24 protein-coding genes are annotated in these 26491 nt (G+C 70.8%); 9 read left to right on the forward strand and 15 right to left on the reverse strand.

What is annotated here, in order from left to right:
* Positions 1-435, forward strand: a 435-nt coding sequence (locus ACFV6X_RS10385) for an acetyl-CoA carboxylase biotin carboxyl carrier protein subunit (protein ID WP_385380481.1), incomplete at its 5' end; no start/stop codon positions are given.
* A 241-nt stretch (positions 436-676) separates the two neighbouring features.
* On the opposite strand, the gene ACFV6X_RS10390 is transcribed toward ACFV6X_RS10385, so the two are convergent.
* Together ACFV6X_RS10390 and ACFV6X_RS10395 are read right to left on the reverse strand one after the other, a co-directional pair.
* Positions 677-1651: a DeoR/GlpR family DNA-binding transcription regulator gene (locus ACFV6X_RS10390; protein WP_385380484.1), complete on the reverse strand. Its 975-nt coding sequence runs from the start codon at positions 1649-1651 to the stop codon at positions 677-679.
* A 176-nt stretch (positions 1652-1827) separates the two neighbouring features.
* Positions 1828-3276, reverse strand: a complete 1449-nt coding sequence (locus ACFV6X_RS10395; protein ID WP_385380487.1) for an NAD(P)H-quinone dehydrogenase — start codon at positions 3274-3276, stop codon at positions 1828-1830.
* A 106-nt stretch (positions 3277-3382) separates the two neighbouring features.
* On the opposite strand from ACFV6X_RS10395, the gene ACFV6X_RS10400 reads away from it, so the two are divergent.
* The 4 genes from ACFV6X_RS10400 (at position 3383) to ACFV6X_RS10415 (ending at position 6889) form a co-directional block, all read left to right on the forward strand.
* Complete coding sequence (locus tag ACFV6X_RS10400; protein ID WP_385380490.1) at positions 3383-3820, forward strand: gamma-glutamylcyclotransferase; 438 nt, start codon at positions 3383-3385, stop codon at positions 3818-3820.
* Positions 3821-3872: 52 nt separating this feature from the next.
* Positions 3873-4151: a hypothetical protein gene (locus ACFV6X_RS10405; protein WP_385380493.1), complete on the forward strand. Its 279-nt coding sequence runs from the start codon at positions 3873-3875 to the stop codon at positions 4149-4151.
* Between the two features lie 100 nt (positions 4152-4251).
* Positions 4252-5076: a purine-nucleoside phosphorylase gene (locus tag ACFV6X_RS10410; RefSeq protein WP_385380496.1), complete on the forward strand. Its 825-nt coding sequence runs from the start codon at positions 4252-4254 to the stop codon at positions 5074-5076.
* 181 nt (positions 5077-5257) lie between these two features.
* Entirely contained in the window at positions 5258-6889 is a 1632-nt protein-coding gene (locus ACFV6X_RS10415) for a phospho-sugar mutase (RefSeq protein ID WP_385380499.1), read from the forward strand.
* Between the two features lie 323 nt (positions 6890-7212).
* On the opposite strand, the gene pstB is transcribed toward ACFV6X_RS10415, so the two are convergent.
* From pstB to ACFV6X_RS10460, 9 genes are all read right to left on the reverse strand, one after another.
* A complete protein-coding gene (gene pstB / locus ACFV6X_RS10420; protein WP_385380921.1) occupies positions 7213-8037 on the reverse strand; it encodes a phosphate ABC transporter ATP-binding protein PstB in 825 nt (274 codons plus the stop codon).
* Between the two features lie 83 nt (positions 8038-8120).
* Entirely contained in the window at positions 8121-9062 is a 942-nt protein-coding gene (locus tag ACFV6X_RS10425) for a sortase (protein ID WP_385380502.1), read from the reverse strand.
* Between the two features lie 87 nt (positions 9063-9149).
* Positions 9150-10613: an Ig-like domain-containing protein gene (locus tag ACFV6X_RS10430; RefSeq protein WP_385380505.1), complete on the reverse strand. Its 1464-nt coding sequence runs from the start codon at positions 10611-10613 to the stop codon at positions 9150-9152.
* Between the two features lie 117 nt (positions 10614-10730).
* Positions 10731-11783: a hypothetical protein gene (locus ACFV6X_RS10435; RefSeq protein WP_385380508.1), complete on the reverse strand. Its 1053-nt coding sequence runs from the start codon at positions 11781-11783 to the stop codon at positions 10731-10733.
* A gap of 167 nt (positions 11784-11950) precedes the next feature.
* Complete coding sequence (locus tag ACFV6X_RS10440; RefSeq protein WP_385380511.1) at positions 11951-14374, reverse strand: hypothetical protein; 2424 nt, start codon at positions 14372-14374, stop codon at positions 11951-11953.
* Positions 14371-16116: a phosphate ABC transporter substrate-binding protein PstS gene (locus ACFV6X_RS10445; protein ID WP_385380514.1), complete on the reverse strand. Its 1746-nt coding sequence runs from the start codon at positions 16114-16116 to the stop codon at positions 14371-14373. The genes ACFV6X_RS10440 and ACFV6X_RS10445 overlap by 4 nt, the downstream gene beginning before the upstream one ends.
* On the reverse strand, positions 16113-17414 hold the full coding sequence (gene pstA, locus ACFV6X_RS10450) for a phosphate ABC transporter permease PstA (protein WP_385380517.1): 1302 nt from the start codon (positions 17412-17414) through the stop codon (positions 16113-16115). The genes ACFV6X_RS10445 and pstA overlap by 4 nt, the downstream gene beginning before the upstream one ends.
* A 14-nt stretch (positions 17415-17428) precedes the next feature.
* Entirely contained in the window at positions 17429-18445 is a 1017-nt protein-coding gene (pstC, locus tag ACFV6X_RS10455) for a phosphate ABC transporter permease subunit PstC (protein WP_385380520.1), read from the reverse strand.
* Between the two features lie 212 nt (positions 18446-18657).
* The gene (locus tag ACFV6X_RS10460; protein ID WP_385380523.1) at positions 18658-18921 is read right to left on the reverse strand and encodes a hypothetical protein; all 264 of its coding nucleotides are present in this window, start codon (positions 18919-18921) and stop codon (positions 18658-18660) included.
* Between the two features lie 670 nt (positions 18922-19591).
* Here ACFV6X_RS10460 and ACFV6X_RS10465 point away from each other — a divergent pair.
* On the forward strand, positions 19592-20356 hold the full coding sequence (locus ACFV6X_RS10465; protein ID WP_385380526.1) for a DUF5707 domain-containing protein: 765 nt from the start codon (positions 19592-19594) through the stop codon (positions 20354-20356).
* Between the two features lie 188 nt (positions 20357-20544).
* Here the strand turns inward: ACFV6X_RS10465 and ACFV6X_RS10470 are convergent, their stop codons facing one another.
* From ACFV6X_RS10470 to deoC, 3 genes are read right to left on the reverse strand one after another with little or no spacing between them, the layout of a single operon-like run.
* Positions 20545-21432, reverse strand: a complete 888-nt coding sequence (locus ACFV6X_RS10470; RefSeq protein WP_385380529.1) for an aldehyde dehydrogenase family protein — start codon at positions 21430-21432, stop codon at positions 20545-20547.
* Entirely contained in the window at positions 21425-22861 is a 1437-nt protein-coding gene (locus ACFV6X_RS10475) for an aldehyde dehydrogenase family protein (protein ID WP_385380532.1), read from the reverse strand. The genes ACFV6X_RS10470 and ACFV6X_RS10475 overlap by 8 nt, the downstream gene beginning before the upstream one ends.
* A gap of 5 nt (positions 22862-22866) precedes the next feature.
* Complete coding sequence (gene deoC / locus ACFV6X_RS10480; protein WP_385380924.1) at positions 22867-23817, reverse strand: deoxyribose-phosphate aldolase; 951 nt, start codon at positions 23815-23817, stop codon at positions 22867-22869.
* A gap of 217 nt (positions 23818-24034) precedes the next feature.
* Between deoC and ACFV6X_RS10485 the strand changes: the two genes are divergently transcribed.
* Positions 24035-24709 (forward strand): PH domain-containing protein, encoded by a 675-nt coding sequence (locus ACFV6X_RS10485; RefSeq protein WP_385380535.1) that lies wholly within the window; start codon positions 24035-24037, stop codon positions 24707-24709.
* Positions 24710-24956: 247 nt separating this feature from the next.
* Here the strand turns inward: ACFV6X_RS10485 and ACFV6X_RS10490 are convergent, their stop codons facing one another.
* Complete coding sequence (locus ACFV6X_RS10490) at positions 24957-25562, reverse strand: class I SAM-dependent methyltransferase (protein WP_385380538.1); 606 nt, start codon at positions 25560-25562, stop codon at positions 24957-24959.
* Positions 25563-25692: 130 nt separating this feature from the next.
* Between ACFV6X_RS10490 and ACFV6X_RS10495 the strand changes: the two genes are divergently transcribed.
* Both ACFV6X_RS10495 and ACFV6X_RS10500 read left to right on the forward strand, forming a co-directional pair.
* The gene (locus ACFV6X_RS10495; RefSeq protein ID WP_385380542.1) at positions 25693-26190 is read left to right on the forward strand and encodes a DUF2975 domain-containing protein; all 498 of its coding nucleotides are present in this window, start codon (positions 25693-25695) and stop codon (positions 26188-26190) included.
* Positions 26190-26462, forward strand: a complete 273-nt coding sequence (locus tag ACFV6X_RS10500) for a helix-turn-helix domain-containing protein (protein ID WP_385380545.1) — start codon at positions 26190-26192, stop codon at positions 26460-26462. Before ACFV6X_RS10495 ends, ACFV6X_RS10500 begins: the two co-directional genes overlap by 1 nt.
* Positions 26463-26491: the final 29 nt, after the last annotated feature.

A 26491-nucleotide genomic window follows, 5' to 3' on the forward strand; every position in this document is an offset into this window, starting at 1 on the left:
GAGACCGAGTTCGCCAACGACATCAAACCCTTCACCGCACCCGCCGACGCGGAGGCGGAGGAGGAGCTGGACCGCGAGACGGTCGTCGTCGAGGTAGGCGGCAAGCGCCTGGAGGTCTCCCTCCCGTCCTCCCTCGGCATGTCGCTGGCCCGCACCGGCCTCGCCGCCGGCGCCAAGCCGAAGCGCCGCGCCGCGAAGAAGTCGGGCCCGGTGGCGTCCGGCGACAGCCTCGCCTCGCCGATGCAGGGCACCATCGTCAAGATCGCCGTGGAGGAGGGTCAGGCCGTCAAGGAAGGTGACCTGATCGTCGTACTCGAAGCGATGAAGATGGAGCAGCCCCTCAACGCCCACAAGTCCGGCACCATCAAGGGCCTGACCGCGGACGTCGGCGCGTCGATCACGTCGGGCGCGCTGATCTGCGAGATCAAGGACTGAGCGGTCGTACGACATCCTGAGCGCCCGGCGGACCGGCTTCCCGTGTCCGTCGGGCGCTTCTGTTTCCCGCGCGGGCGTGGGCAAGCCGGTGCCGGCGGTGAGCCGGCGCCGTGGACCGGACGTACGGAGGCCGGGGGTGGGGCGCTCGTCGCCGTCCCCCGCGCAGCCGCACACGACGGCGCCGAGAAGACTTGACGGACCGCCTCTCAGGGCAGCCCGCTCAGTCGCGGGTCACGGCCTGTCACCGGCGCCGCAGATCGGCGACCCTGGCCCGTTCCCCGCCCGGCGACTGCTCGCCGAGGACGGCTGCCTGGCGCAGCGGCGACCCGGCGCCCGGGACCTGGCCGCGCCGGGGGCCCGGGAGCGGGACGTCCCGGCGCTGCTGGCGCGCCGGGGTGCCCTCACCGCCCGCGGTACCGGAGTTTCCCGAGGCTCCCGTGCCGGCCACGGCGATCTGGACGCCCTGGTCGGCCAGCGCCTGCAGCTCGGTGGCGGCTCGGTCGTCGTGGGCCGGCGGCTCGTCCGTCACGAGGCGGGTGATCACATCGGTCGGGACGGTCTGGAACATCGTGTCCGTACCGAGCTTGGTGTGGTCCGCGAGGACCACGACCTCGGCGGCGGCCTGGACGAGAGCCCGGTCGACGGAGGCCGAGAGCATGTTGGACGTGGACAGACCGCGTTCGGCGGTCAGGCCGCTACCGGAGAGGAAGGCCCGGGACACCCGCAACCCCTGGAGGGACTGCTCCGCGCCCGACCCTACGAGGGCGTAGTTGGAACCGCGGAGCGTGCCGCCGGTCATCACCACCTCCACCCGGTTGGCATGGGCCAGGGCCTGTGCCACGAGCAGGGAATTGGTGACGACGGTCAGGCCGGGGACCCGGGCGAGCCGGCGGGCCAGCTCCTGGGTCGTCGTACCGGCCCCGACCACGATCGCCTCGCCCTCCTCCACGAAGTTCGCGGCGAGGTCGGCGATGGCGGTCTTCTCGGCGGTCGCGAGATGCGACTTCTGCGGAAAGCCGGATTCCCGCGTGAATCCGCCCGGCAATACCGCACCGCCGTGCCGACGGTCTAGGAGTCCTTCTGCCTCGAGTGCGCGCACGTCCCGCCGTACGGTCACTTCGGAGGTCTGGACGACGCGGGCGAGCTCACGGAGCGACACGGCCCCGTTGGCGCGCACCATTTCGAGGATCAACTGGCGACGTTCTGCAGCGAACACGAAACTGACAGTAACCCCAACGACCGTCTGCTTTCAGCAGTTTGCGCCGAATAACAGAAGTTGTTCGCACACGTCTACGGGAAGTGGTATAGCAGCCTACCCACGCCGCCTATGCCGAACGCATGGTCGGCAACTCCCCGTGACCAGGGAGGAGTCGCTTTCGGCCGCCGGAAACGTCAGCCCTCGCCGGTGGCCTTCCGGGTGTGGAGCTGGCGGGCCACCTCCGCGATCGACCCCGAAAGGGAGGGATAGACGGTGAACGCGTTCGCGATCTGTTCGACCGTCAGATTGTTGTCGACGGCGATCGAGATCGGATGGATGAGTTCGGAAGCGCGCGGCGCCACCACCACACCGCCCACCACGATCTCCGTACCCGGACGGCAGAAGATCTTGACGAAGCCGTCCCGGATGCCCTGCATCTTCGCGCGCGGGTTGCGCAGCAGCGGCAGCTTCACCACCCGGGCGTCGATGACACCGCCGTCGACGTCGGCCTGGCTGTAGCCGACGGTGGCGATCTCGGGATCGGTGAAGACGTTGGACGAGACGGTCTTCAGGTTCAGCGGGGTCACCGCGTCGCCGAGGAAGTGGTACATGGCGATACGGCCCTGCATGGCGGCGACGGACGCCAGGGCGAAGATCCCCGTGACGTCACCGGCGGCGTACACGCCCGGGGCGCTGGTGCGCGAGACCCTGTCGGTCCAGATGTGCCCGGAGTCCTTCAGCCGGACCCCGGCCTCCTCCAGCCCCATGCCCTCGGTGTTCGGGATGGCGCCGACGGCCATCAGGCAGTGCGAGCCGGTGATGACCCGGCCGTCGGAGAGGGTGACCTCGACCCGGTCGCCGACCCGCTTGGCCGAGGCGGCCCGCGAGCGCGCCATGACGTTCATGCCGCGTCGCCGGAAGACGTCCTCCAGCACGGCGGCCGCGTCCGGGTCCTCGCCCGGCAGCACCCGGTCCCGGGACGAGACCAGCGTGACCTTGGACCCGAGCGCCTGGTAGGCGCCCGCGAACTCGGCACCGGTCACACCCGATCCGACCACGATCAGCTCCTCGGGGAGCTCGTCGAGGTCGTAGACCTGCGTCCAGTTCAGGATCCGCTCCCCGTCGGGCTGGGCGTCGGGCAGCTCACGGGGATGCCCACCGGTGGCGATGAGCACCGCGTCCGCGACGAGCGTCTCCTCGGTTCCGTCCGCGGCCCGCACGACGACCTTGCGCGACCCGTCGAGCGCCTGCATGCCCTCCAGCCGCCCCCGCCCGCGCATCACCCGCGCGCCGGCCCGCGTCACCGCGGCGGTGATGTCGTGCGACTGGGCGAGCGCGAGCCGCTTCACCCGTCGGTTGACCTTGCCGAGGTCCACACCGACCACGCGGGCGGCCTGCTCCACGTGCGGGGTGTCGTCGGCGACGATGATGCCCAGCTCCTCGTACGAGGAGTCGAAGGTGGTCATCACCTCGGCCGTGGCGATCAGGGTCTTCGACGGCACGCAGTCGGTCAGCACCGACGCTCCGCCCAGACCGTCGCAGTCGACGACGGTCACCTCCGCACCGAGCTGGGCGGCTACAAGGGCCGCCTCGTATCCGCCGGGTCCGCCACCGATGATCACGATCCGAGTCACGTACTCCATTGTCCCGCACCCTTCAATGTGCGACTGCCCCGGGGGGCTGCCCGAGCTACCACAGGTACCCCTGACACGGAAGTGACGCGCTGGCCGACTGCCGTACTCTCGACCCATGTCGCTCTACGCCGCTTACGCCGGCAACCTCGACGCGCGGCTGATGTCCCGCCGCGCCCCCCACTCGCCGATGCGGGCCACGGGGTGGATGAACGGCTGGCGGCTGACGTTCGGCGGCGAGCACATGGGCTGGGAGGGCGCGCTCTCGACGCTCGTCGAATCACCGGGTTCCCAGGTCTTCGTCGCCCTCTACGACATCGCACCCATGGACGAGGAGTCACTCGACCGGTGGGTGGGTGTCGGCCTCGGCGTCTACCGCCGGATGCGCATCCGCGTCCACACCCTCGAGGGCGAGGAGGGCGCCTGGGTCTACGTCCTCAACGGCTACGAGGGCGGTCTGCCCTCCGCCCGCTACCTGGGCGAGATCGCGGACGCCGCGGAATCGGCCGGCGCGCCGCACGACTACGTGATGGAGCTGCGGAAAAGGCCCTGCTGACGCAGGCCTCCCGCTCCTAGACTTGAGGGATCGACGCCCAACGGGAGATCGCATGTCCCCCACCACGTACGACGTCTACTTCACGGTGCAGGCGGCCGAGGCCCGTGACCGGCTGGAGGACCGGCAGCGCATCGCCTTCGACAAGGGCATCGCCCTGCTGGCCCGCGACCCCTTCCTCTCGGTGTCGCGCCCCATAAGCGCCACCGGCGACGACCGTACGATCCGGCTCACGCAGAACATCATCGTGGAGTACACGGTCAGCCGGGGCCGGCTGCTCATCTTCATCGTCGAGGTCTTCAACGACAAGGACGTCCTCATCACCGACGAATGACCGTGACGGCCCTCCTCGTCGGAAACGACAAGACAACGATCGCAATCCCGTGACCTCCGTCATCTACGCGCGTAGGACCAGACCGGCTACCCTCGTCCGCGTGAACGCATCTCTTCTTCCGGACGACATCCAGGGCGACCCCTACGCCGCCGCCGACGCCGCCGCCGCGCGCCTGCGCGAACTCACCGGCGCCGAGTCCCACGACGTCGCCCTCGTGATGGGCTCCGGCTGGGCACCGGCCGTGGACGCGCTGGGCGCCCCCGAGGCCGAGTTCCAGGTCACCGAGCTGCCCGGGTTCCCGCCGCCGGCGGTCGCCGGGCACGGCGGCAAGATCCGTTCGTACCGGACCGGCGACAAGCGCTCCCTGGTCTTCCTCGGCCGTACGCACTACTACGAGGGCCGCGGCGTCGCCGCCGTCGCGCACGGCGTCCGCACCGCCGTCGCCGCCGGCTGCAAGACGATCGTCCTCACCAACGGCTGCGGGGGCCTGCGCGAGGGCATGCGCCCCGGCCAGCCGGTGCTGATCAGCGATCACATCAACCTCACGGCGACCTCCCCCATCGTCGGCGCGAACTTCGTCGATCTGACCGACCTCTACTCCCCGCGCCTGCGCAACCTGTGCAAGGAGGTCGACCCCACGCTGGAGGAGGGCGTCTACGCCCAGTTCCCCGGCCCGCACTACGAGACGCCGGCCGAGATCCGCATGGCCCGCGTGATCGGCGCGGACCTCGTGGGCATGTCGACGGTCCTGGAGGCCATCGCGGCACGCGAGGCGGGCGCGGAGGTCCTCGGCATCTCCCTCGTCACGAACCTCGCCGCGGGCATGACCGGAGAGCCCCTCAACCACGAGGAGGTCCTCCAGGCGGGCCGCGACTCCGCCACCCGGATGGGCTCCCTCCTGACCCAGGTCCTGGACCGCCTGTAGCCCCGCCGCCGCGCCACGCTCCCGCCCGCACCCGCGGCGGTCTACGGTCGGGCGCACGGCGCCGCACCCGCCCACGGCGGGAAGGGGCCGTGCCGGCACAAGGCGCCCCAGCCACCAGGCACCCACCCGCACAGGCCGCCGCAGGCACGGCGCGCCCCCCACGACGAGAGGCTGACCGACCGTGCAAGACGACCTCCTCGCACAGGCCCAGGCATGGCTCACCGAGGACCCCGACCCGGACACCCGCGCCGAGCTCGCCCGCCTGATCGACGCCAAGGACGTCACCGAACTCGCCGCCCGCTTCGGCGGCACCCTCCAGTTCGGCACCGCCGGCCTCCGCGGCGAACTCGGCGCCGGCCCCATGCGCATGAACCGCACGGTCGTCATCCGCGCCGCCGCAGGGCTCGCCGCGTACCTCAGGAAGCAGGGCCACGAGGGCGGCCTCGTCGTCATCGGCTACGACGCCCGCCACAAGTCGGCCGACTTCGCCCGTGACACCGCGTCCGTCATGACCGGCGCCGGCCTCCGCGCCGCCGTCCTCCCCCGCCCCCTGCCGACCCCCGTCCTCGCCTTCGCCATAAGGCACCTCGGCGCGGTCGCCGGCGTGGAGGTCACCGCCAGCCACAACCCGCCCCGCGACAACGGATACAAGGTCTACCTCGGCGACGGCTCCCAGATCGTCCCGCCCGCCGACACGGACATCGCCGCCGAGATCGCCGCGGTCCCGTCCCTCACCACGGTCTCGCGCCCCACCGAAGGCTGGGAGACCCTCGACGACAGCGTCCTGGACGCCTACCTCGCCCGCACGGACGCCGTACTGGCCAAGGACTCCCCCCGCACCGCCCGCACCGTCTACACGGCGATGCACGGCGTCGGCAAGGACGTCCTCCTCGCCGCGTTCGCCCGCGCGGGCTTCCCCGCTCCCGCGCTCGTCACCGAGCAGGCCGACCCCGACCCGGACTTCCCCACCGTCGCCTTCCCCAACCCGGAAGAGCCCGGCGCGATGGACCTCGCCTTCGCCAAGGCCCGCGAGACGGACCCCGACCTGATCATCGCCAACGACCCGGACGCCGACCGCTGCGCCGCGGCCGTCAAGGACGGCGGCGACTGGCGGATGCTGCGCGGCGACGAGGTCGGCGCGCTGCTCGCCGCCCACCTGGTGAACCGCGGGGCGCAGGGCACGTTCGCCGAGTCGATCGTCTCCTCCTCCCTCCTGGGCCGGATCGCCGCGAAGGCGGGTCTGGCACACGAGGAGACCCTCACGGGCTTCAAGTGGATCGCCCGCGTCGAGAACCTCCGCTACGGCTACGAGGAGGCGCTCGGCTACTGCGTCGACCCGGACGGCGTACGCGACAAGGACGGCATCACGGCCGCGCTGCTGATCACGGAACTCGCCTCGGTCCTCAAGTCGCAGGGTCGCACCCTCGCCGACCTCCTCGACGACCTCGCCGTGGAGCACGGCCTGCACGCCACCGACCAGCTCTCGGTCCGCGTCCAGGACCTCTCGGTCATCGCCGACACCATGCGCCGCCTGCGCGAGCAGCCCCCGACCCACCTCGCGGACCTGCCGATCACGAGGGCCGAGGACCTCACCCAGGGCACGGACAAGCTCCCTCCCACGGACGGCCTGCGCTACACCCTCGACGGCGCCCGCGTCATCGTCCGCCCCAGCGGCACCGAACCGAAGCTGAAGTGCTACCTGGAGGTGGTGGTCCCCGTCACCGCCCACGCCGGACTCCCGGCGGCCCGCGCCAGGGCGACGGAGCTGCTGGCGGCGATCAAGCGGGACCTGTCCGAGGCGGCGGGCATCTGACTCGCCGAAGCAGGGACCGGCGGCGAATTCTCACCGAAGTCTCCTGATTCACCGGGAGTTGGGCCCCAGCACTCCCGTCGGCTGTCTGCTCCGCCCCCGCGCGCCCCACGCTGTGGGGGAGTGCGGATGCGCTCCTCACCCCCCCCTTGGACGCATCCGCCCGCTCGTGTCCCGCACCCCCGAACACCACCCCAAGCGGGACGCCGAGCGCAGGCCCGGCACGGGATTCGACGGCGGATCAGCCCCCGGATCCCGTGCCGGGGCCCCTGCGACCGCGCCCCAGAGGTGGGACTCGGGCACGTGGGGTGCCCGGCTGCCACCTCTCAGCCGAAGCGGCCGTTCACGTAGTCCGTGGTCCGCGGGTCCTGCGGGCTGTTGAACATCTCTTCCGTGGCGCCGTGTTCGACGATCACGCCCGGCGTGCCCTGCTCGGCGAGGAAGAAGGCGCACTGGTCGGAGACGCGAGCCGCCTGCTGCATGTTGTGGGTGACGATCACGATCGTCACCTCTTCCTTCAGCTCGTGGATCGTCTCCTCGATGCGGCGCGTCGAGGTGGGGTCGAGGGCCGAGCACGGCTCGTCCATCAGCAGGACCCGGGGGCGTACCGCCAGCGACCGCGCGATGCACAGACGCTGCTGCTGACCGCCGGACAGCGCACCGCCCGGCTGCCGGAGCCGGTCCCGGACCTCCTTCCACAGGCCCGCCTTGCTCAGGCACTCCTCGACCAGCCGGTCCTTGTCGTCGCGGCCGGCCTTGATGCCGCCGAGCTTGAGACCGGCGGTGACGTTGTCGTAGATCGACATCGCCGGGAAGGGGTTCGGCTTCTGGAAGACCATGCCGATGTTCCGGCGGGCGTGGGTGATGCGGCGGCCGCGGTCGTAGATGTCGTCGCCGTCGAGGAGCACACGGCCGGCCAGGGACGCCGAGCCGACCAGTTCGTGCATGCGGTTCAGAATCCGCAGGAACGTCGACTTGCCGCAGCCGGACGGGCCGATGAGCGCCGTCACCCTGCGGGCCGGCATCGTCAGCGAGACGTGCTCCAGGACCTTGTGGTCCCCGAACCACGCCGAGATGGCGTCGGCCTCGAGGGTGGCGGGGTCGCTCTCCGCCGTCGCCGCGCCCGGCTCGCGCGGCTTCACCGCCGTCATCTGCCGCGTCGGGTCGAGAATCTCCTCGACGAGGGTGCTGGTCGTGTCGGTCGTGTCGGACATGTGGCTGAACTCCTCGTCGGTCACAGCAGATTGGGCAGCAGGCGCGCGGCCGCGCCGGAGACGGCGAGGCCGAAGGCGGCCAGGACGGGTACGCCGACGATCCACGTCTGCCAGCGGCCCCAGGCGCGGTGGGCGGCCATGGTCAGCAGGGCGGCGAGCAGCAGGCCCTGCGACCACAGGAAGACGGAGAGCCAGGCCGCGCCTTCCGTGCCCATGGCCTGCTCGGACCGGTCGATCCAGCCGGGCGCCAGGGGGCGCGGCGGGGCGGGCATCACGTCGCTCGTGAGCTCCGCGTCGACACGGATCGTGCCGGACGGGGTGTACGGCCCGCCGTCGCCGGTGATGAGCGTGAGCCTGCCCGCGCCGTCCTTGAGGGTGGGCGACAGCGGGTCGCCTTCGCGGCGGACGGCCGAGACCTCGTACGTCGCCGTGCCCTGCCCCGTCGTCACCCGGATCTCGGTGCCGGGCGGCAACTGGTGCAGGTCGTTGAACGGGCTGCCGTACGCCCACTGACGGCCCATGATCACGCTGGTGCCGGCCTGTCCCGGCAGCGGGGTGTCCCGGCGGTGACCGGGCCCCGACATCAGCACGCCGGACGTCGTGCCCTCCGCGACGACCTCCTTCAGGCCGAGGGCCGGGATGCGCAGCAGCGCCACCGGGGCGCCGGGACCCAGCAGCTGGCCCTCGTAGGTCTGCTGGCCCACGGGTGCGATGCCGAGGGCGAGTTGACGGCGGAGTTCGTCGTACGCCGTCTGCTGGTCGCGGGCGTGCTGGAGGTGACCGACGATCGTCAGGTCGGCGGCGAAGCCGAGCAGCAGCGCGGCGAGCACGCACAGCGCGGCCCCGGCGAACGCGAAGCCGGCGCGCTCGGCCGGCGGCGGCCCGGAGGCGGGTTCGGGCTCGGGTGAGGGCGCCGCTGCCGGCGGCGCCACGGCCGGCGGGGGCGGGGACAGCACGGTCACGGGGAGCGCTCCTGTGGAGAGGTGTCGGGTGGAGATACGGAGGCGCGGGCGGCGGTGAGGACCCGCCGCCCGTGCTCCGTGTGGCCGTCAGGCGCGAGGCTCGCCGAAGCTCAGCAGCCCGTTGCGGCGGCCGAACCGTACGGCGAAGATGCCGGCCGCGACGAGGATGATCGCCCCGATGCCGGAGAACAGCGCGATCTGGCTGCCGGTGGAGGCGAGGCCGCCCTGCGGCGAGGTGCCGCCGGTGGAGCCGCCGCTGGTGCCGCCGCTGTCGCCCCCGGTCGTGCCGGACGTGGTGCCGGAGGTGTCACCCGGGTCGTCGGCCGGGTCACCCGAGGGGTCGTCGGTGGGGTCGTCGGAGGGGTCGTCGGACGGGTCACCGGAGGGGTCGTCCGAGGGGTCGTCGCTCGGGTCCCCGGAGGGCTCGGCGACGGTGAAGGGGATGCGGTCGTTCACCGATCCGCCGGTGGTTCGGCCGCATTCCGGCGTCCACTGGAAGACGCGTGCGCCGGCGACCGTGTCCTCGGGGACGGTGAGGGAGGCCCAGGTCACCGTCCCGGTGGCGTCGGCCGTGCCGTTGGGGAACTCGGTCTCGTTGTTGTCGATCGACAGGACGTGAGTTCCACCGGGCTCGCAGCCACGGACGATGAGCTTCACCTGCTGGCCCCGCTGGAGTTCGGGTGTGCCCTCCAGCCGCTGCCCCGAGGCATCCTGCAGCTCGGCCCTGGCGGCCTCCACGGTCAGCGACGACGGCTGGGACTCGGAGGCTCCCCACTCGCCGGTGTTCGTGGGGGTGAAACGAGCGACGAAGCTGTGCTGCCCCTCGTCCAGCGGCGCCGTGGTGAGTTCGGCCTTCCCCTCGGCGACCGGTGCCTGACCCAGCGAGGTCTCGCCGTCCAGGAACGTGACGGTCCCGGCCGCCTCGGACGGGGTGACGGTCGCGGTGAGCTTCACCGTCTGCTCGGGCTCGACAACGGCGGGGCTGTACGTCAGCTGGGTGCTGGTCGCCTCCGCCCCCTCACCGACCACCCAGTTGTCACCGGTCACGGTGATCTTCTGGGACCAGTACGGGTTGCCGGGCACCTGCTCCTCGGTCGGCTTTGCGAGGTCCCAGTTGTCCACGCAGTAGACGCGCAGCTCGTAGGTGCCGTCACTGGAGATGACGCTGGAGGGGTCGACCAGCTCCATGCCCGGGTTGTCCGCCGCGGTCAGCGAGATCGTCGGGGTCGCCTGGGTGTAGGGCCCCCCGTTGCTGATGGCCCGGATCGCCGCGACCTCGGTCTCCGGGTCACCGGCCTTGACGACGTAGAGGTTGAGGAAGCTGTTCCAGTTGATGTCCTCAAGCGTGAAGTCCGGGCACTTGTCGGGAATCCCCATGCCTGCGCCGAACGGCTCGGGATCGCTCAGCTTCCCGCTGGACGCCATGGTGAATTCCCCGATGGACGCCGCCCGGGCAGGCTGGGTCTGGGACGCGCCCAGGGCCACGACGCCCGCGGCGAGCACGGCGCAGGCGGCCAGGATCGCGGCCGCTCTTCGGAAGGGTTGGAGCACTGTCATTACGGTTGCCCCCCGGGGGACTGTTGGCTTGCGGACTCTTGGACAGCGCGTGGGGCCGGGCACCTGGTGGGTGCCCGGCCGTCACGCCATGGATCGGTCGACGATCAGCGTTTACCGGTTGCCGACGGTGTTGGTGTCACCGCAGTTGGAGGCACCGGAGTCGGCGCTGAGGTCACCGAAGCCGTAGTTCTTGACGGTGGCGATGTTCTGGCAGACCTGGGAGTTGGCACCGACGAAGGCACGCGCCACGTTCGCGTCACCGAGCTTGGCGGTCGGGACGACGTTGTAGACGTCGCGGGCGAAGGTGAAGTTCGGGTTCAGCGCCAGCGCGGTGCCCGAACCGGTGGTCGGGGCCACGCCCGCGATGCTGCGCAGACGCGACTCACCACGGCGGTTCGGAACGTCGGCGAAGCCCTTGCCCTGGGCGATCCACTGGGCGACCGAGTACGGCATGATCTGGGTGCCGTTGGCGAGCGCGACGCCGTCGTGCTCCTGGATCGAGTCGTCGACGCAGCCGGCCTGCTTGGCCGCGGTGATCTCCGCCTCGGTGACACCGATGGACGACAGCCAGTAGGTGCGGGTACCGGAGCCGGCCTGCGGCAGCAGCGCCTTCGAGACCGTCTTGGTGACACCGGCGTCCACGAAGGTGCAGTTCCGGTAGATGGACTGCAGCTGCGCGACGGACAGGTTCGTCGGCAGGCTGCTGCCCAGGTCGGTCGCGTAGGTGACCGCGTCCTTGCCGAACGGGATGAAGGTGAGGAGGTTGCCCTGGGCGGACGGGCCCCGGGACGAACGGGCGAAGTCGACACAGTCGGCGGCGGTGTTGTTGATGTCGGCGATCAGTCTGTCGATACCGGCCGAGGAGCCGTTCGGGCGGGCGATGTTCGCGCAGTGCGCGGTCGCCGCCACCGACGGGTCCTTCGGAGTGATCGTGGCGGAACCGGCGGCGTTCCAGGAACCGACGATCTTGTTGCCGCCGGCGTCCACCACGACCTCGCCAAGGCCGTTCACCACGTACTGCGTGGTGTCGGAACCGACACCGGCCAGCGCGCGGAACGGCGGAGTCGTGTAGTCCGCGGACGCCGGGGTGGCCAGGATGCCGACACCGATGGCCGCGGCACCGAGAACCGCGGCGCCGACCTTGGCGCGAGACTTGACGTTCACTTCTGATCTCCTTGTTTCGGATTTCGAAGGCTGGACGTTCAAGCTGAATCCGGATTGTCGTGCTGCCGACCCGTCGATCGGCCACTTCATACATTTCCGTGATTTCCTGACAGGGGCCACCAATTCCCAGCGAGGGAAAGGTTACGAGCAGGCTTCCTAGGTGTCTCCTAGGGAGTCCGCCGATGGGCGAGACGCAGCATTATCGGACCGGAAATTCCTGCCGCTCCACCGAGGACGAGGACGACGACAAGAACCCAGCGGATGACTCCCATAATCTCTCCGGGAGTGAATCCGCCCTTGGCTTCGGCAACGTTTTGCTGAGGCCCTGAGGAGGGCGCCCCCGAAGCGTTCACGGCGGCCGGCTCCGACGCTGCCGCAGCGGTGCTGCCGCCGGCTGCGCCACCCGCTCCCGAAGCCGCTCCCCCGATACCGGCACCGGAGGAGTCCCCTCCGGCACCACCGGCCACGGCCGATCCGGCGGCGCCGGGATCGTCAGGGCCCGGCCCGTCCGAGGGGCCGTCGGGGACGGCTCCGCGTTCCAGGTCGTCCGCGGCGGTCTCGGCCCGCGCGCGCAGCTTCGCCGGCAGCGGTGCGTAGCCAGGGGGCAGCTCACCCGCCGACAGACCCGACGTCTGGCCCGGACCTGCGGCGTATCGGATGAACTTGGCGTAGGCCTTGCGGGCTGCCGCGTCCTGGTTGACGGAGGCAGCGGCGTAGGTCACCGCCGTGAGGGGGTAGGCCTGGCCCTTGGCTCGCGCCGGGTCGGGCTTGAGCACCGGGGAATCACCGGACCGTGGCCGCATCGCGTTCACGCCGGCCAGGAGCGTGTCGTCCGAGGGCTTCACGTAGTTGCCGTCGGCGTTGCGCAGGGCCGCCGCGGGCAACCCGTAGCGCGCCGCCGAAGCGGCGTCGACGATGGCCATCACGGCCCGTCGCCCCGGCCAGAAGGGGTCGTTGACAAGCTTGTCCGGCGTTCCGTTTCCCGCCTGCCACTGAATGGTGCGGTTGTTGTTGCCGCGGCGGGTACGCACCGCCCCGTCGTGCAGATCGGAGGTGTAGGGAGACAGATCAGTGATCGTGTATTCGAGAGACGCTCCCCCGCTGCCCGCGGCAATCCCTCTCGTCGGGTCCACCTTCGGATATTCGTTCAGCCCCGTGTTCTGGTCCAGCTCCAGTTCCTCGAAATAGGGGTTGACCGTCATTCCATTACGGTCCGGCTTCCCGGCGAGGAATTCACGGGCTTCGGCATCCGACTGGAGCCAGCTCCACAGCACTCTCGCGGTGTCGGAGTTCCCGATGGGGACCATCAGACTCATGGGTGAACCGGGGATGTCGGGAAACTCCGGATTGAGCGCCTTGAACTCCGGATCCTCGGTGTAGTCGAGCGGGTTGTTCTTGATGTGCTCCTGGGAGGGCACGTCGCTTCGGTACGAGTGCGTGAGCATCTTCGCCACGATCCGCGGATTCAGTCTCATCTCCTGAATCACGCCGGACGGGCCCTCGACGAAGAACGCGATGGTCAGCCCCGATACCGCCACCGGGGCATGGACGACCGCCGGTCCGCCTTCCGCCTGCTCCACGGGGTCGACGGTGAAGCCCAGCGTGGGTGCCTCGTCGGAGGTGCCCATCACCTGGCTTCTGGCCTGCTCCTCGCCCGCCGAAGTGAAGCCGAACGTGCTGTCCGTGGAACCGCACAGCTTCGGCTGCCACGACGTGACCGCGTCCGTCATCAGCTCGGAACCGATGGTCGGCCGCTCCGGCTGCCCCTCCGGGCAGAAGTTGTCGACCTGGAGGAAGTCGAGGCGGAAGGAGATCCTCTGGGCCCAGTTCGTGGCGGAGAGCGGAGAGGTGAGGAGTCTGTCGCTCGCCGGCTGGGTGATCTCCCGTCCGTTCGGCTCGTGGTTGCCCCGAGGCACGACCACCAACCAGCAGGGGCGCAAAGCCGCCGCGCTCCCCGCGGCCGCCGTGTTCACACCGCACCCGAGGTAGTCGGCCTGGATTCCGTCCTGAACCTCGAACTCCGTCTCGCCCTTGCCGTTGGCGAAGGTCAGGTTGGCCTGCTGCTCGTTGGTGTCCAGCGGACCGAAGTAGGTCTTGTCGTACGCGTCCGTGGTGGGGGGTTCACCGTTGGCCGGGCGGAAGGGCACGAAGGAGCCGCCGGTCTCGTCCGGGTCCTGGGAGCCGTCGAGCCTGCGGCCCCGCGTGTCCGCCACCACGGCCTCGGAGCCGCCGTAGACGCACTGCTCCCGGTCCGGCCCGTCAGGGTCGTCGCCCCAGCACTGCATCATCTGCAGATAGTCGACGTTGAACTGGCCGTTGCCCGGCTGTGTCTGCTTCCCGCCTTCCCAGGTGACCCGCACCCCCTGGGACCGGAGTCCCTCGGTCTGATGCACCGTCACCCGGAGGTCGGAGAAGTCGTCGTACTTCCCCTTGGTCCCCGACTTGGTGACCGCCGAGGACTGCGCCCCCTCGGCCGCCACGGCCTGCACAGTGGCCGCGGGCATCGGCAGCAGGGCCACCACCATCGCGGCCAGCAGGCACCCCACGGCGATCAGGATCCGCGGCCGACGCCGCGTCAGTACGGCGGTCATACCGAACTCCCCTTACGGCGGGTCCTGTTGCCCATCACCCGCGCGAGCACCGGAGGCCCGACCACGACGCCGACCAGCAACGCGGCGGAGAGGGCCATCAGAGCCGTACGCAGCCCCAGCGAGTCGCCCGAACCGAGGGACACGGGACTGGCCGCCACGGAGCCGTCGCCGGCCGTCTGGTCGGCGCCTAGGACCTCGCCCGTGTCCGGGTCGACGACCGTGCCGCCGGTCGTCCCGGCCGTACCGCCGGTGCCGCCGCCCTCCGTGCCGCCGTCCGAGCCGCCCGTGGCACCGCCCGAGCCCGTCGAGCCGGACCCGCCGGACCCTGCGGTCGCGCCGGAGCCACCGGTCGAGCCGCTGCCGCCGGTCGAGCTCCCGCCGCCGCCCGTCCCGGAGCCACCGCCGGAGCTGCCGCCGGTCTGGGTGGTGGGCTGCTTGGCCCCGCCCGTACCCGTGGCGCACTGGTCCGAGCCCTGCTTGTCACACGCCTTCGGGTACGGGGCGTTCTGGATCAGCAGGTTCTTGCCGCCGGAGAACGTCGGGTTGTTGCACTTGTTGATGTCGATGTCGCCCGTCTCGGCCCCGGGGATCTTCCTCGTCTGCTCCATGCCGGCCTCGACCAGGTTCTTCGGGAGCGGCGAGTAGCCGAGCCGGTCGGCCTGCTGCTGGCCCTCGCAGAGGAAGTAGTTGTTGAAGGCGCTCAGCGTCCGGCCCTTGGCCTTGGTGAAGCCCGCCTCCTCCTTGGTCGGGATGATCATGTAGCTGTAGCTCGAGAGGGGGTAGGTGCGGCGGTCGCCGAAGGTGTAGACGCTGTCCAGGTTCTGGGTCAGGTAGGTCGCCGAGCGGGGATCGTCGTTGATCCTGGCCTTGGTCAGCGCCACCGCCACGCTCGACGCGGTCGGCTCGACGTAGTAGCCGGACTTGTTGAGGACCTTCACCACCGGGAAGCCCGCGTTGCGCGCGTAGGAGTACTCGACGTACGTGATGGCGCCCTCGGCCTGCGGCTGCCTCGTGTAGCCCGCGACGCCGAGCGACGTGGACTGGGAGACGAAGCCGGAGCCGGGGATGTTCGGGAAGTACGACGTCAGGCCGCAGGGCGTGGGCTTGCCGGCGCGCCGGCAGTAGTCGTTCCACAGGGAGCCGTACTGCTTGGACATCCACAGGGTGAACTGCGCGGTCGTACCCGAGCCGTCGGAGCGGACGACCGGCACGATGCGGCGGGCCGGCAGGTTCAGCTTGGGGTTGTCCCGCTTGATCTCCGACGCGTTCCACATCGTGATCCCGCCGGTGAAGATCTTGGTGATGACGTCGCCCGAGAGCCGGAGGTTGGTGACCCGCCGGCCGCCGATCCTCAGGTTGTACATGAACGACGTACCACCGGCCACGATCGGCATGTACGCGTACTTGCGCGACGGCGGGGAGTCCGTGTTGCCGAGGTCGTTGAGTCCGTAGGGGATCTCGGAGACGCCGAAGTCCGAGGTGCCGTCGCGGAACTGGTTGCGGCCGATCGTCGAACCGACCGACGCGTAGTTCACCGTCATGCCCTGCTGGCGCACGTTACGCCGCCACTGCTCGATGGCGTTGGCGCTCCAGGTCGAGCCGGAGCCGCTGATCTTGGTGTAGGTGGCGGCCTCCGCGTTCGGCGGATCGAGGGCCAGCAGCGCGCAGACCAAGGCGACGAACAGCGCCGGCGCCTGGTACACGCGCAGGGCGCGTGGACGTCGGACAGGTGCGGATATCACGGATTGCTCCTCGTCGGTGCGTTACTGACTGACGGCGGGACGGACGTGCCGTTGGCGTACGCGGCGAAACGCTTGGCGTCGCGGCGGGAGGCCCGCACACGGCGGTGTTCCTGGCGGCGGGTCAGCCGGCCCGGTCCGCGGCCGCCGAAGAAGCGGGCGAGGACGAACAGGATGAGCACCAGCACCAGCAGGACCGCCGCGGTGCCGAAGCCGCGGGCGATGTAGGTGGCCTCGGGGGACTTGACGAGTTCGAAGGCCGCGAGCGGCAGCGAGACCATCGGGTCCTGGAGCGGGTTGGTGTTCAGCTCGGCGGTGTAACCGGCCGTCAGCAGCACCGGCGACGTCTCGCCCACACCGCGCGCGGTGCCGAGGATGACCGCCGTCGTCAGACCGGACCGCGAGGTCGGCAGCACCACGTGCCACACCGTGCGCCAGCGCGAGGTGCCGAGCGCGTACGACGCCTCCCGCAGCGTGCCGGGGACCAGCCGGATCACCACGTCCGCGGCGCGGATGATGATCGGCAGCATCATCACGGAGATCGCGAGCGCGGCGGCCAGGCCGGAGCGGTCGAAGCCGAGCGCCAGGATGAAGGTCGCGTAGATGAACAGGCCGGCCACGATGGACGGCAGCGCGGTCATCGCCTCGACGATGGTGCGCACGAACCGGCTGAAGCGGCCCGGGATCTCGTTGAGGAAGACCGCGCAGACGAGGCCCGTCGGGATACAGATCACGAGCGCGATGCCGATCTGCCACAGCGTGCCGACGATGGCGTGCAGGATGCCGCCGACGCCGAGCGGTTCCAGCGGGCCCGCCGCCGCCATCGACTCCGTGTAGAAGTTCAGGTGGGGCAGCGCCTCGCGGCCCTCGTAAAGGGTGTAGACGACCACGAACGCGAGTGCCGCCAGCATGACGAAGCCGAGGCTCTGCACGACGGCGGCGGCCACCCGGTCGCGGACCGCGGGACCGTCCTCGTCGAAGGAGACCACCAGCGCGTACAGGCCGATGAAGAACACGTAGGCGATGACGACGAAGCCCAGGACGCCGTTGAAGGGCAGCAGCCGGTCGAACAACAGCCAGGTGAGGGAGAGCGACGCGGCGCCGGCGCCCAGCATCGCGTAGACGTCCGTGGCGCGCAGCGTGGACAGGTTCCTGCGGGACTCCGTGCGGGGGGTACGGCCGCCGCTGCGGCGTCCGGGCAGGATCGTGCCCCGCCCGGCGGGCCGCTTCGGCGCCGCCGGGCTCGGCCCGCCTGGCGGCTCCTGGTCGCTCGGCGGGCTCTGTGGCGTGGTGACGGTCATCAGGCTCGGTCTCCTCAGGAGTCGCTCGTCGCGCCGGAACGGCTGCGGGCGACGATCGACGACGCGGCGAAGTTGACGACGAGGGTCATCAGGAAGAGCGCGAGGCCGGCGGCCATCAGCGCGGACATGCCGAACTCGGTCGCCTCGCCGTAGCGCAGGGCGATGAGGGAGGAGACGGAGTTGGTGCCGTTCTGCAGGATGTGCGGCTGGATCTGGAAGACCGGCGAGATGATCAGGTAGACGGCGATGGTCTCGCCGAGCGCCCGGCCCAGGCCCAGCATGGTGCCGCCGATCATGCCGCCCTTGCCGAAGGGCAGGACGACGCTGCGGATCATGCCCCAGCGGTTGGCGCCGAGCGCGTAGGCGCCCTCCCGCTCGCCGACCGGGGCCTGCGAGAACACCTCCCGCATCACCGAGCAGATGATCGGCGCGACCATGAGGGACACCACCATGCCCGCGATGAACGTGGACGACGTGAAGACCGTCGCGGTGGCGAGCGGGTCCGTCGGGTCGGCGCCGTCGACCTTGAAGACCGGGATCCAGCCGAGGTACGTGGAGATCCAGCGCGACACCGTGACCACGTGCCCCTGGAAGAAGAACAGCCCCCACAGGCCGTAGACCACCGACGGCACGGCGGCCATCAGGTCCACGACGCTGATGAGCGTCTGTCTGATCCGCGCCGGGGCGTACTCGGAGATGTAGAGCGCCGTGCCGAGCGCCAGCGGTACCGCGAACACGATGGCGACCAGCGCGATCAGGATCGTGCCGACCAGCACCGCCGCGATGCCGAAGTTACGGCCTTCCGGCTCCCACGCCTCGGTGGTGATGAAGTCCCACTGCGCGACCTCCAGCGCCTGCCAGGCCCGGTACGTGAGAAAACCGCCGACGAGCAGCATGATCGCGAGGACCAGGGAGCCACCGCCGCGCAGCACGCTCCGGAAGATCCGGTCGGGCACGCCGGGGTCGACGTACAGGCGTCTCGGAGGGTCGTCCGCCGGCACCACCGGTCGCTCATCTCTTCGCGTCGTCACATGTGTCGACGCTGCTGAGGAACGGTGGACGCCTGCGCACACGAATGTGAACCAGGCACCCCCGAGGGGCAACTTCGGGGTTTGACGTGAACGCTGCGACGACAGAACGCGTACGGGGCCCGGCTCCGCCGGTGTGGCGAAGCGGGCCCCGCTGCGTCGCACGCCGAGACCTCGGCCCCGACGGCGTTGTCACATGCTCGGTGGTTCCGCGCTCATTCCGCGTCGTCCCAGGGGATCGCCCCGCCCGACCCGAGGTCGGTCAGCAGCGCCCTGAAACGCTCATAGGCGGCCTGACACGTGGAGTGCCGCTCGTAGGCGCGCGACGACACGGCCACGGCACCGCCGGCCCGGTCCCGCATCCGCCACACCCAGCCACTCCCCTCCGACGTGTGGTGGACGGCGCCCGGTAAGTCCGTGACGTCGAGGCACAGTCGCTCGAACGCCGCCCGGCACTCGTCGTAACCCTGATACGTCATCGCGGCCACCGCGATGACCCGCCCGTTCGTGGCGGTCAGACGCCACGAGTAGGTACCGTCTGCCCCTATGTCTATTTGACAGCGCGTGCCGGGTACAGCAGCGCCGCCCTTTCTTCCCGCCATCCATCCCCACCCCTGCGTTTCCCCTGTTTCCCGACATCAGGAAGCTGCACGAGTCAGCGCTGGTTCGTCGACCGTGCGGCACAGGCAGGTTAGTGATACGTGAGTGATGAGCGATCGCCGTCGGTAAGTGCATTCGACATGCTTCATGCGAATGTTGCCCCTCGTTCACGCGTGCGACCGGTGGCCCCTGTCGGGCAGGATCGAGGCCCTGTCGGGCTGCCGCACATGGGCTGTGAGAACGGCCGACTGTGGTGGCCGACGTGGCCGCGCTTCCCCGGCGCGCCGACCGCCGGCCCGGAACGGCAGTACGCGTAGGTGGGCTCCAGGCCCGCTGGAATTCGGACCGAATTTCCCCGTCGGTTTTCCATGGAATCAACCCACCGGATATTCCGCGCGCATTTCTTCGCAGAGAAATCGGCACCCGATGACGTGCTCCACGAAAACGTTCCGAAATCTCCACGGAATGAGTACGCTGCACACGTCAATTCGGGCCCGCCGGGGGGTTGTCGACGGGCCGTGGCATTCACATTGGGGAATTCGCATGCGCATGAGCTCAGCTGTCGCCGCTGCGTGCGGCGTCGTCGCCCTGTCCGCCCTCGCCGTTCCGCCCGCGCACGCGGACGAGCAGTTCGGCGACACCGAGATCACCGGCGTCGTCGTCAACGACGGCAGGCCCGTCGTCGTCGGTACGAGCGCGAGAACCGTGACCGTCGAGGTCACCGCCACCGACCCGTCCGGTCTGGAGCAGATCAACGCCACCCTGTACCACGGCTCGATCGACGCCCCCGACGCCGCCGTGTCCTCGTCCGCGGCCTGCGGTCCGACCGCCGACACGACCAGCACCTGCACCCTGACCTTCGACCTCACCCCGGGCACCGCCCCGGCCGACGACGCGCAGGCCGGCACCTGGAAGGTCAGCGCCTTCGCGATCGCCCCCGACAGCGACGCCATCTTCCTGGACAGCGCCGCCACGTTCGCCGTGCAGCGCGCCGGCAACCTGACTGTCGACGCCACCCCCGAGCCGGTCAGGTGGGGCAAGAACCTCACCATCAAGGGCGCTTTGCAGCACGTCGACTGGGCGACCGGCACGAACGTGGCCGCCCAGGCCGGTCAGCCGGTGAAGCTGCAGTTCCGTCAGGAGGGCTGCGAGGAGTTCAAGACCCTGAAGACGGTCCGGACGGACGCCGACGGCTCCCTCTCCACCTCCGTCCGCGCGTACGACGACGGCACCTACCGCTGGTCGTACGCCGGTTCGTCCACCACGGCGGCCGTGGTGTCCGTGGGCGACTTCGTCGACGTGCGCCGACCCTGAGCACACGGCCCCCTGAACGACCGGCGCCGGGCTGCCCGCGTGGGCGGCCCGGCGCCGTGACGTTCACGTGCCGCATGGACGGGGGCCCCGGGCACGCGGAGCCCGAGCGCCCGGAGCCTGGACGCGCCGAGCCAGTGCGCGCGACTGTCAAGACCGCCCGTCGGACTCACGCCACCTGCCGCGTCCGATCAGTACGCCGACCCCGACGCCCCCAGCGAGCCCGTCGGATGCCAGACCGTCTTGGTCTCCAGGAAGGCCGTCATGCGGTCGATCCCCGGAGTCGCGAACCAGTCGTCCACAGGCTGTGGACGCAGCACGCGCTTGAGGTTGTCCGCCGCGGCGATCTCCAGCTCCTTCGCCAGCACCTCGTCGGCACCCGCCAGGTCGATCGCGTTGACGTCCTGGTGCGAGGCCAGGGGCGCCGCGAGCTCCGCCGTACGGCCGGACAGCACGTTGACCACACCTCCGGGGACGTCGGAGGTGGCCAGCACCTCGCCGAGCGACAAGGCGGGGAGCGGGGCCTTCTCGGACGCGATCACGACCACGGTGTTGCCGGTCGCGATCACCGGGGCGACCACCGAGACCAGTCCCAGGAGGGACGACGCCTGCGGAGCCAGGACGGCCACCACACCCGTCGGCTCGGGGGAGGACAGGTTGAAGTACGGGCCCGCCACCGGGTTGCCGCCGCCCACCACCTGGGCGATCTTGTCGGTCCAGCCCGCGTACCAGACCCAGCGGTCGATCGTCGCCGCGACCTGCTCGGCGGCCTTGGACTTCGACAGCCCCTCGGCGTCCGCCACCTCGTGGACGAACTGGCTCCTGCGGCCCTCCAGCATCTCCGCCACGCGGTAGAGGACCTGGCCCCGGTTGTACGCCGTCGCGCCGGACCAGCCGCCGAACGCCTTGCGGGCGGCGACGACCGCGTCACGGGCGTCCTTGCGGGACGACTGCGGCGCGTTGGCCAGCCACTTGCCCTTGGAGTCCGACACCTCGTACACCCGGCCGCTCTCGGAACGCGGGAACTTCCCGCCGACGTACAGCTTGTAGGTCTTGAAGACAGAAAGTCGCTCAGACATCGAGGTACGCCTCCAGGCCGTGGCGGCCGCCCTCGCGGCCGAAGCCCGACTCCTTGTAGCCGCCGAACGGCGAGGTCGGGTCGAACTTGTTGAACGTGTTGGACCAGACGACACCCGCGCGCAGCTTGTTCGCGACCGCCAGGATCCGGGAGCCCTTCTCCGTCCAGATGCCGGCGGACAGGCCGTACTGCGTGTTGTTGGCCTTGGCCACGGCCTCGTCCGGCGTACGGAACGTCAGCACCGACAGGACCGGGCCGAAGATCTCGTCGCGGGCGACCGTGTGCGCCTGGGTGACGTTCGTGAAGAGCGTCGGGGCGAACCAGTAGCCGGACGACGGCAGTTCGCAGGCCGGGGACCAGCGCTCGGCGCCCTCCGCCTCGCCCTGGTCGGCGAGCGCGGTGATCCGGGCCAGCTGCTCGGCGGAGTTGATGGCGCCGATGTCGGTGTTCTTGTCGAGCGGGTCGCCCAGGCGCAGCGTCGACAGCCGGCGCTTCAGCGAGTCCAGCAGCTCGTCCTGGATCGACTCCTGCACCAGCAGCCGGCTGCCCGCGCAGCAGACCTGTCCCTGGTTGAAGAAGATGCCCGTGACGATGCCCTCGACGGCCTGGTCGATCGGGGCGTCGTCGAAGACGATGTTGGCGCCCTTGCCGCCGAGTTCGAGCGTGAGCTTCTTCTGCGTCCCCGCGACCGTGCGGGCGATCTCCTTGCCGACGGCGGTGGAGCCGGTGAAGGCGACCTTGTTCACGTCCGGGTGCGCGACGAGCGCGGCACCCGCGTCGCCGAAGCCCGGGAGGATGTTGACGACGCCCTTCGGCAGACCGGCCTGGCGGCAGATGTCCGCGAAGAACAGGGCGGACAGCGGGGTCGTCTCGGCCGGCTTCAGCACGACCGTGTTGCCGGTCGCCAGCGCCGGGGCGATCTTCCACGCCAGCATCAGCAGCGGGAAGTTCCACGGGATGACCTGGCCGGCCACGCCCAGCGGCCGCGGGGACGGCCCGAAGCCGGCGTGGCCGAGCTTGTCGGCCCAGCCCGCGTAGTAGAAGAAGTGCGCCGCGACGAGGGGCAGGTCGGCGTCCCGGGTCTCCCGGATCGGCTTGCCGTTGTCCAGGGTCTCCAGGACGGCCAGCTCGCGGGAGCGCTCCTGGATGATGCGGGCGATGCGGAACAGGTACTTGGCGCGCTCGGCGCCGGGCAGCGCCGACCACTTCTCGAAGGCCTTGCGCGCGGCCTTCACGGCACGGTCGACGTCCGCCTCGCCCGCATGCGCGACCTCGGAGAGGACCTCCTCGGTGGCCGGGGAGACCGTCTTGAAGACCCTGCCGTCGGCCGCCTCGGCGAACTCGCCGTCGATGAACAGGCCGTAGGACGGGGCGATGTCGACGATCGAGCGGGACTCGGGCGCGGGTGCGTACTCGAACACGGAAGCCATGGTGATCAGTCCACCGTCACGTAGTCGGGGCCGGAGTAGCGGCCGGTGGCCAGCTTCTGGCGCTGCATCAGCAGGTCGTTCAGAAGCGAGGAGGCGCCGAAGCGGAACCAGTGGTTGTCCAGCCAGTCCTCGCCGGCGGTCTCGTTGACCAGGACGAGGAACTTGATGGCGTCCTTGGAGGTGCGGATGCCGCCGGCGGGCTTCACGCCGACCTGGACGCCGGTCTGGGCGCGGAAGTCGCGCACGGCCTCCAGCATCAGGAGCGTGTTCGCGGGCGTGGCGTTGACGGCGACCTTGCCGGTCGAGGTCTTGATGAAGTCGGCCCCGGCCAGCATGCCGAGCCAGCTGGCGCGGCGGATGTTGTCGTAGGTCGACAGCTCGCCGGTCTCGAAGATGACCTTCAGGCGGGCCGCCGTGCCGCAGGCCTCCTTCACGGCGACGATCTCGTCGTACACCTTCATGTACCGGCCCGCGAGGAAGGCGCCGCGGTCGATGACCATGTCGATCTCGTCGGCACCGGCGGCCACGGCCTCGCGCACGTCCGCCAGCTTGACGGAGAGCGGGACGCGGCCGGCCGGGAAGGCGGTGGCGACCGAGGCGACCTTGACGGAGGAGCCGGCGACGGCCTGCTTGGCGGTGGCCACCCTGTCGGGGTAGACGCAGACGGCCGCGGTCGCCGGGGTCGTACGGTCCGTCGGGTCCGGGTGGACCGCCTTGGCGCCGAGCGCCCGGACCTTGCCCGGGGTGTCCGCGCCTTCCAGCGTCGTCAGGTCGACCATCGAGATGGCGAGGTCGATGGCGTACGCCTTCGCCGTGGTCTTGATGGAACGGGTGCCGAGGGAGGCGGCGCGCGCCTCCAGGCCGACCGCGTCGACGCCGGGCAGCCCGTGCAGGAAGCGGCGCAACGTGCCGTCGGAGGCCGCCGCGTCCGAGAGGGTGTGTGCAGTGGTGGGCATGGTCACCAGACGAGCATATCTACGCGCGTAGCAGCTGTACAGCCCCGTAAAGAGAGCGGGTCGGTGGGGGAAGATGGCGGGACGGCCGGGGGCGGGTCCCTGCGGGGCCTGCAGCGGCTCGCGGTACATGCAGGGCCGCGGTAACCGCGGGGCCTGCGGAGCTTGCCGCGCTCAGGCGGTCGGCGGGGCGCCGCGGGCATACGGCAGAATCGAAGACATGACGACCCCGGACCAGCAGTCACCCGCGCCGCAGCCGCCGCGCCCCACGACCCGGGACCGGATCTACCGGTCGCCCATGGGCCTCGTCGGCGGCGTCCTGGTGCTCGGCCTCGCCGGGTGGCTCGGCGTGGACGCGATCATCTCGGGCGAGGGCAGCACACCGTGGCTGGCGCTCGCCACGCTCCTCCTCGTGGTGCCGCTGGTCGTCGCCTTCACCCTGCGGCCCGCCGTGTACGCCGGTGAGGACCGGCTGCGCGTCCGCAACCCCTTCCGCCTGATCGTGCTCCCCTGGGGAGAGGTCGCCTCGCTGCGCGCCGGGTACACCAACGAGGTCGTCAGCAAGGCGGGCGACACGTACCAGATGTGGGCCATACCCGTCTCCCTGCGCGCCCGCAGCCGGGCAGCCCGCAAGGAGGCACGGCGCACGGCACAGGCCTCCGGCGGCGGCAGGGGCCGTTCCCGTGGCCTCGGCGGGCTGTCGGACGTCGACGTCCATGACGGCCCGGTCCGCGCCGAGAGCGACCAGATCATCCACAACCTGCGCCAGACGCTGGAGGCCCGCGAGCAGGCGAGTACGGCCCAGGGCGAGGTGACCGTCCGCTGGGCGTACGAACTCCTCGCCCCGGCGGTGGCCGGAGCGGTGCTGCTCGCGGTACTGCTGGCGATCGGCTAGCGACAACCCTCCGGGCGAGGCCGAACCCGGCCGGGGCGTCTCGGACAGTCAGACGAGGTAGGCCGGCACGGGCCCCGGCGCAGCGCGTACGCGGCGGACGACCTGCCGGCCTGCGACGGCCGACCGTCCGGTCGGACCCGTACCTGAGCCCTGGCGCCCATTCCGCACCCGGCGACAGGCCGCCCGTCGGCGCACCCGCGGTAGCCCCCCGGCTCCGGCTCCCTGAGCACGGCCCGGGCAGGTGCTGTCAGGGGCGTGGGGTGCGGATCGCGCTCAGTTGGGCTGCCGCCGGCGCCATGCGGGTCGGGGGGTGCCATGTCCAGGTGCGGACGGTGTCGAAGCCGGCGGCGTGGATCATGGCCGCGAGGGCGGACAGGCCGCTGGGGAGCCACTTCTCGCGGACGGAGAGGAGGAGGCGGCCGCCGGGGCGCAGCACGCGGTGGAGCTCGGCGAGGGCGGCGGGGACGTCCGGCCAGAGCTGAAGGTTGTTGACGGAGATCACGACGTCGACGGAGGCGTCCGGCTGGCCGGTGCGCGCGGCCGTGCCGGGGCTGAGGCGCAGGCGGCCCCGCCGGATCAGCGGTGCACAGCGGCGCCGGGCCATGGCGAGCATGACGTCGGAGGGTTCGATGCCGATGACGTGGGCCGAGCGTTCGGCGGCGGCCGCCAGACCGACGCCGGGGCCCGGGCCGACGACGAGCACGACGTCCTGCTCGGCGGGAGCGGCGAGGATCACGGCGTGGCGTTCGGTCGCGGCGTTGCCGTGGGCCATGAGCCGGCCGCCGAGGCGGCCGAGCGGTCCGCTGGGGCGGCCGAAGCACTTGGCCAGGAGTTGCCGGGCGATCCTCTCCACGTCCGCATCCGAACACGGGCCCGCGACCGGCGCATGCGGGGACGAGATGTGCGTCGGCTTCAGCGGTGCCACTTGCCCCACCTATCGAGAATCGATAGATTCCTATCGTGGGTCGATTGAAGGAGGGGCTGTGGGGCAGATGACGACGCTCGCTCTGCGTGGCGTGCTGGTGGTGTTGCTGGCCGGGTCCGTGTTCGTGCAGGCCGTGCTGGTGCCGCTGATCGGGGCCGATCTGGAGGAGGGTGCCTCGGAGCTCGCGTATCCGCGGGCGGCGTTCCTCGTCGTGCTGGTGCTCGGCGTGGTCACCGTGCAGGTCGTACTCGTCTGTGTGTGGCGGCTGGTGACCATGGTCCGGAGGGGCACCGTGTTCTCGCCCGCCGCCTTCCGCTACGTGGACGTCGTGCTCTGGGCCATCGCCGCGGCCGCCGTACTGCTGAGCGCGTTCGGGTACATGCTCGCGCCGGGTGAGGCCGTCGCGCCGGGCGTCGTCCTGCTGGTCGGCGGGGTCGTCGTGGCCGCGCTGGGGGTAGCGCTGATCGTGCTCGTGCTGCGGATGCTGCTCGCGCAGGCGGTCGCGCGGGAGGTCGAGGCGGCGCGGCTGGAGGCCGAGTTGCAGGGGGTGATCTGATGCCGATCACCGTCGACATCGACGTGATGCTCGCCAAGCGGAAGATGTCCGTGGGCGAACTCGCCGAGCGCGTCGGGATCACGCCCGCCAATTTGGCGGTGCTCAAGAACGGTCGCGCGAAGGCCGTACGGTTCTCCACGCTCGCGGCGCTGTGCGAGGTACTGGAGTGTCAGCCGGGGGACCTGCTGCGGTGGGAGGCCGGGGAGGACGCGGAACGTGAGCCTGCGGCAGCCGGGGCCGACGGGGATCGCGCCCCCGCGACGCCGACATGAACCAAACGACAGGCCCTAGGCCCGCGCGC

The sequence above is a fragment of the Streptomyces sp. NPDC059861 genome, assembly GCF_042731435.1.
GTDB lineage: Bacteria > Actinomycetota > Actinomycetes > Streptomycetales > Streptomycetaceae > Streptomyces.

What these genes read in the sequence shown, in the direction of transcription:
- ACFV6X_RS10440 (WP_385380511.1), bottom strand. Translation starts at nt 14,374, where the DNA reads ATGACCGCCGTACTGACGCGGCGTCGGCCGCGGATCCTGATCGCCGTG.
- deoC (WP_385380924.1), bottom strand. Translation starts at nt 23,817, where the DNA reads ATGCCCACCACTGCACACACCCTCTCGGACGCGGCGGCCTCCGACGGC.
- ACFV6X_RS10475 (WP_385380532.1), bottom strand. Translation starts at nt 22,861, where the DNA reads ATGGCTTCCGTGTTCGAGTACGCACCCGCGCCCGAGTCCCGCTCGATC.
- ACFV6X_RS10465 (WP_385380526.1), top strand. Translation starts at nt 19,592, where the DNA reads ATGAGCTCAGCTGTCGCCGCTGCGTGCGGCGTCGTCGCCCTGTCCGCC.
- ACFV6X_RS10400 (WP_385380490.1), top strand. Translation starts at nt 3,383, where the DNA reads ATGTCGCTCTACGCCGCTTACGCCGGCAACCTCGACGCGCGGCTGATG.
- ACFV6X_RS10485 (WP_385380535.1), top strand. Translation starts at nt 24,035, where the DNA reads ATGACGACCCCGGACCAGCAGTCACCCGCGCCGCAGCCGCCGCGCCCC.
- pstA (WP_385380517.1), bottom strand. Translation starts at nt 17,414, where the DNA reads ATGACCGTCACCACGCCACAGAGCCCGCCGAGCGACCAGGAGCCGCCA.
- ACFV6X_RS10470 (WP_385380529.1), bottom strand. Translation starts at nt 21,432, where the DNA reads ATGTCTGAGCGACTTTCTGTCTTCAAGACCTACAAGCTGTACGTCGGC.
- ACFV6X_RS10405 (WP_385380493.1), top strand. Translation starts at nt 3,873, where the DNA reads ATGTCCCCCACCACGTACGACGTCTACTTCACGGTGCAGGCGGCCGAG.
- ACFV6X_RS10500 (WP_385380545.1), top strand. Translation starts at nt 26,190, where the DNA reads ATGCCGATCACCGTCGACATCGACGTGATGCTCGCCAAGCGGAAGATG.
- ACFV6X_RS10460 (WP_385380523.1), bottom strand. Translation starts at nt 18,921, where the DNA reads ATGACGTATCAGGGTTACGACGAGTGCCGGGCGGCGTTCGAGCGACTG.
- ACFV6X_RS10395 (WP_385380487.1), bottom strand. Translation starts at nt 3,276, where the DNA reads ATGGAGTACGTGACTCGGATCGTGATCATCGGTGGCGGACCCGGCGGA.
- pstB (WP_385380921.1), bottom strand. Translation starts at nt 8,037, where the DNA reads ATGACGGCGGTGAAGCCGCGCGAGCCGGGCGCGGCGACGGCGGAGAGC.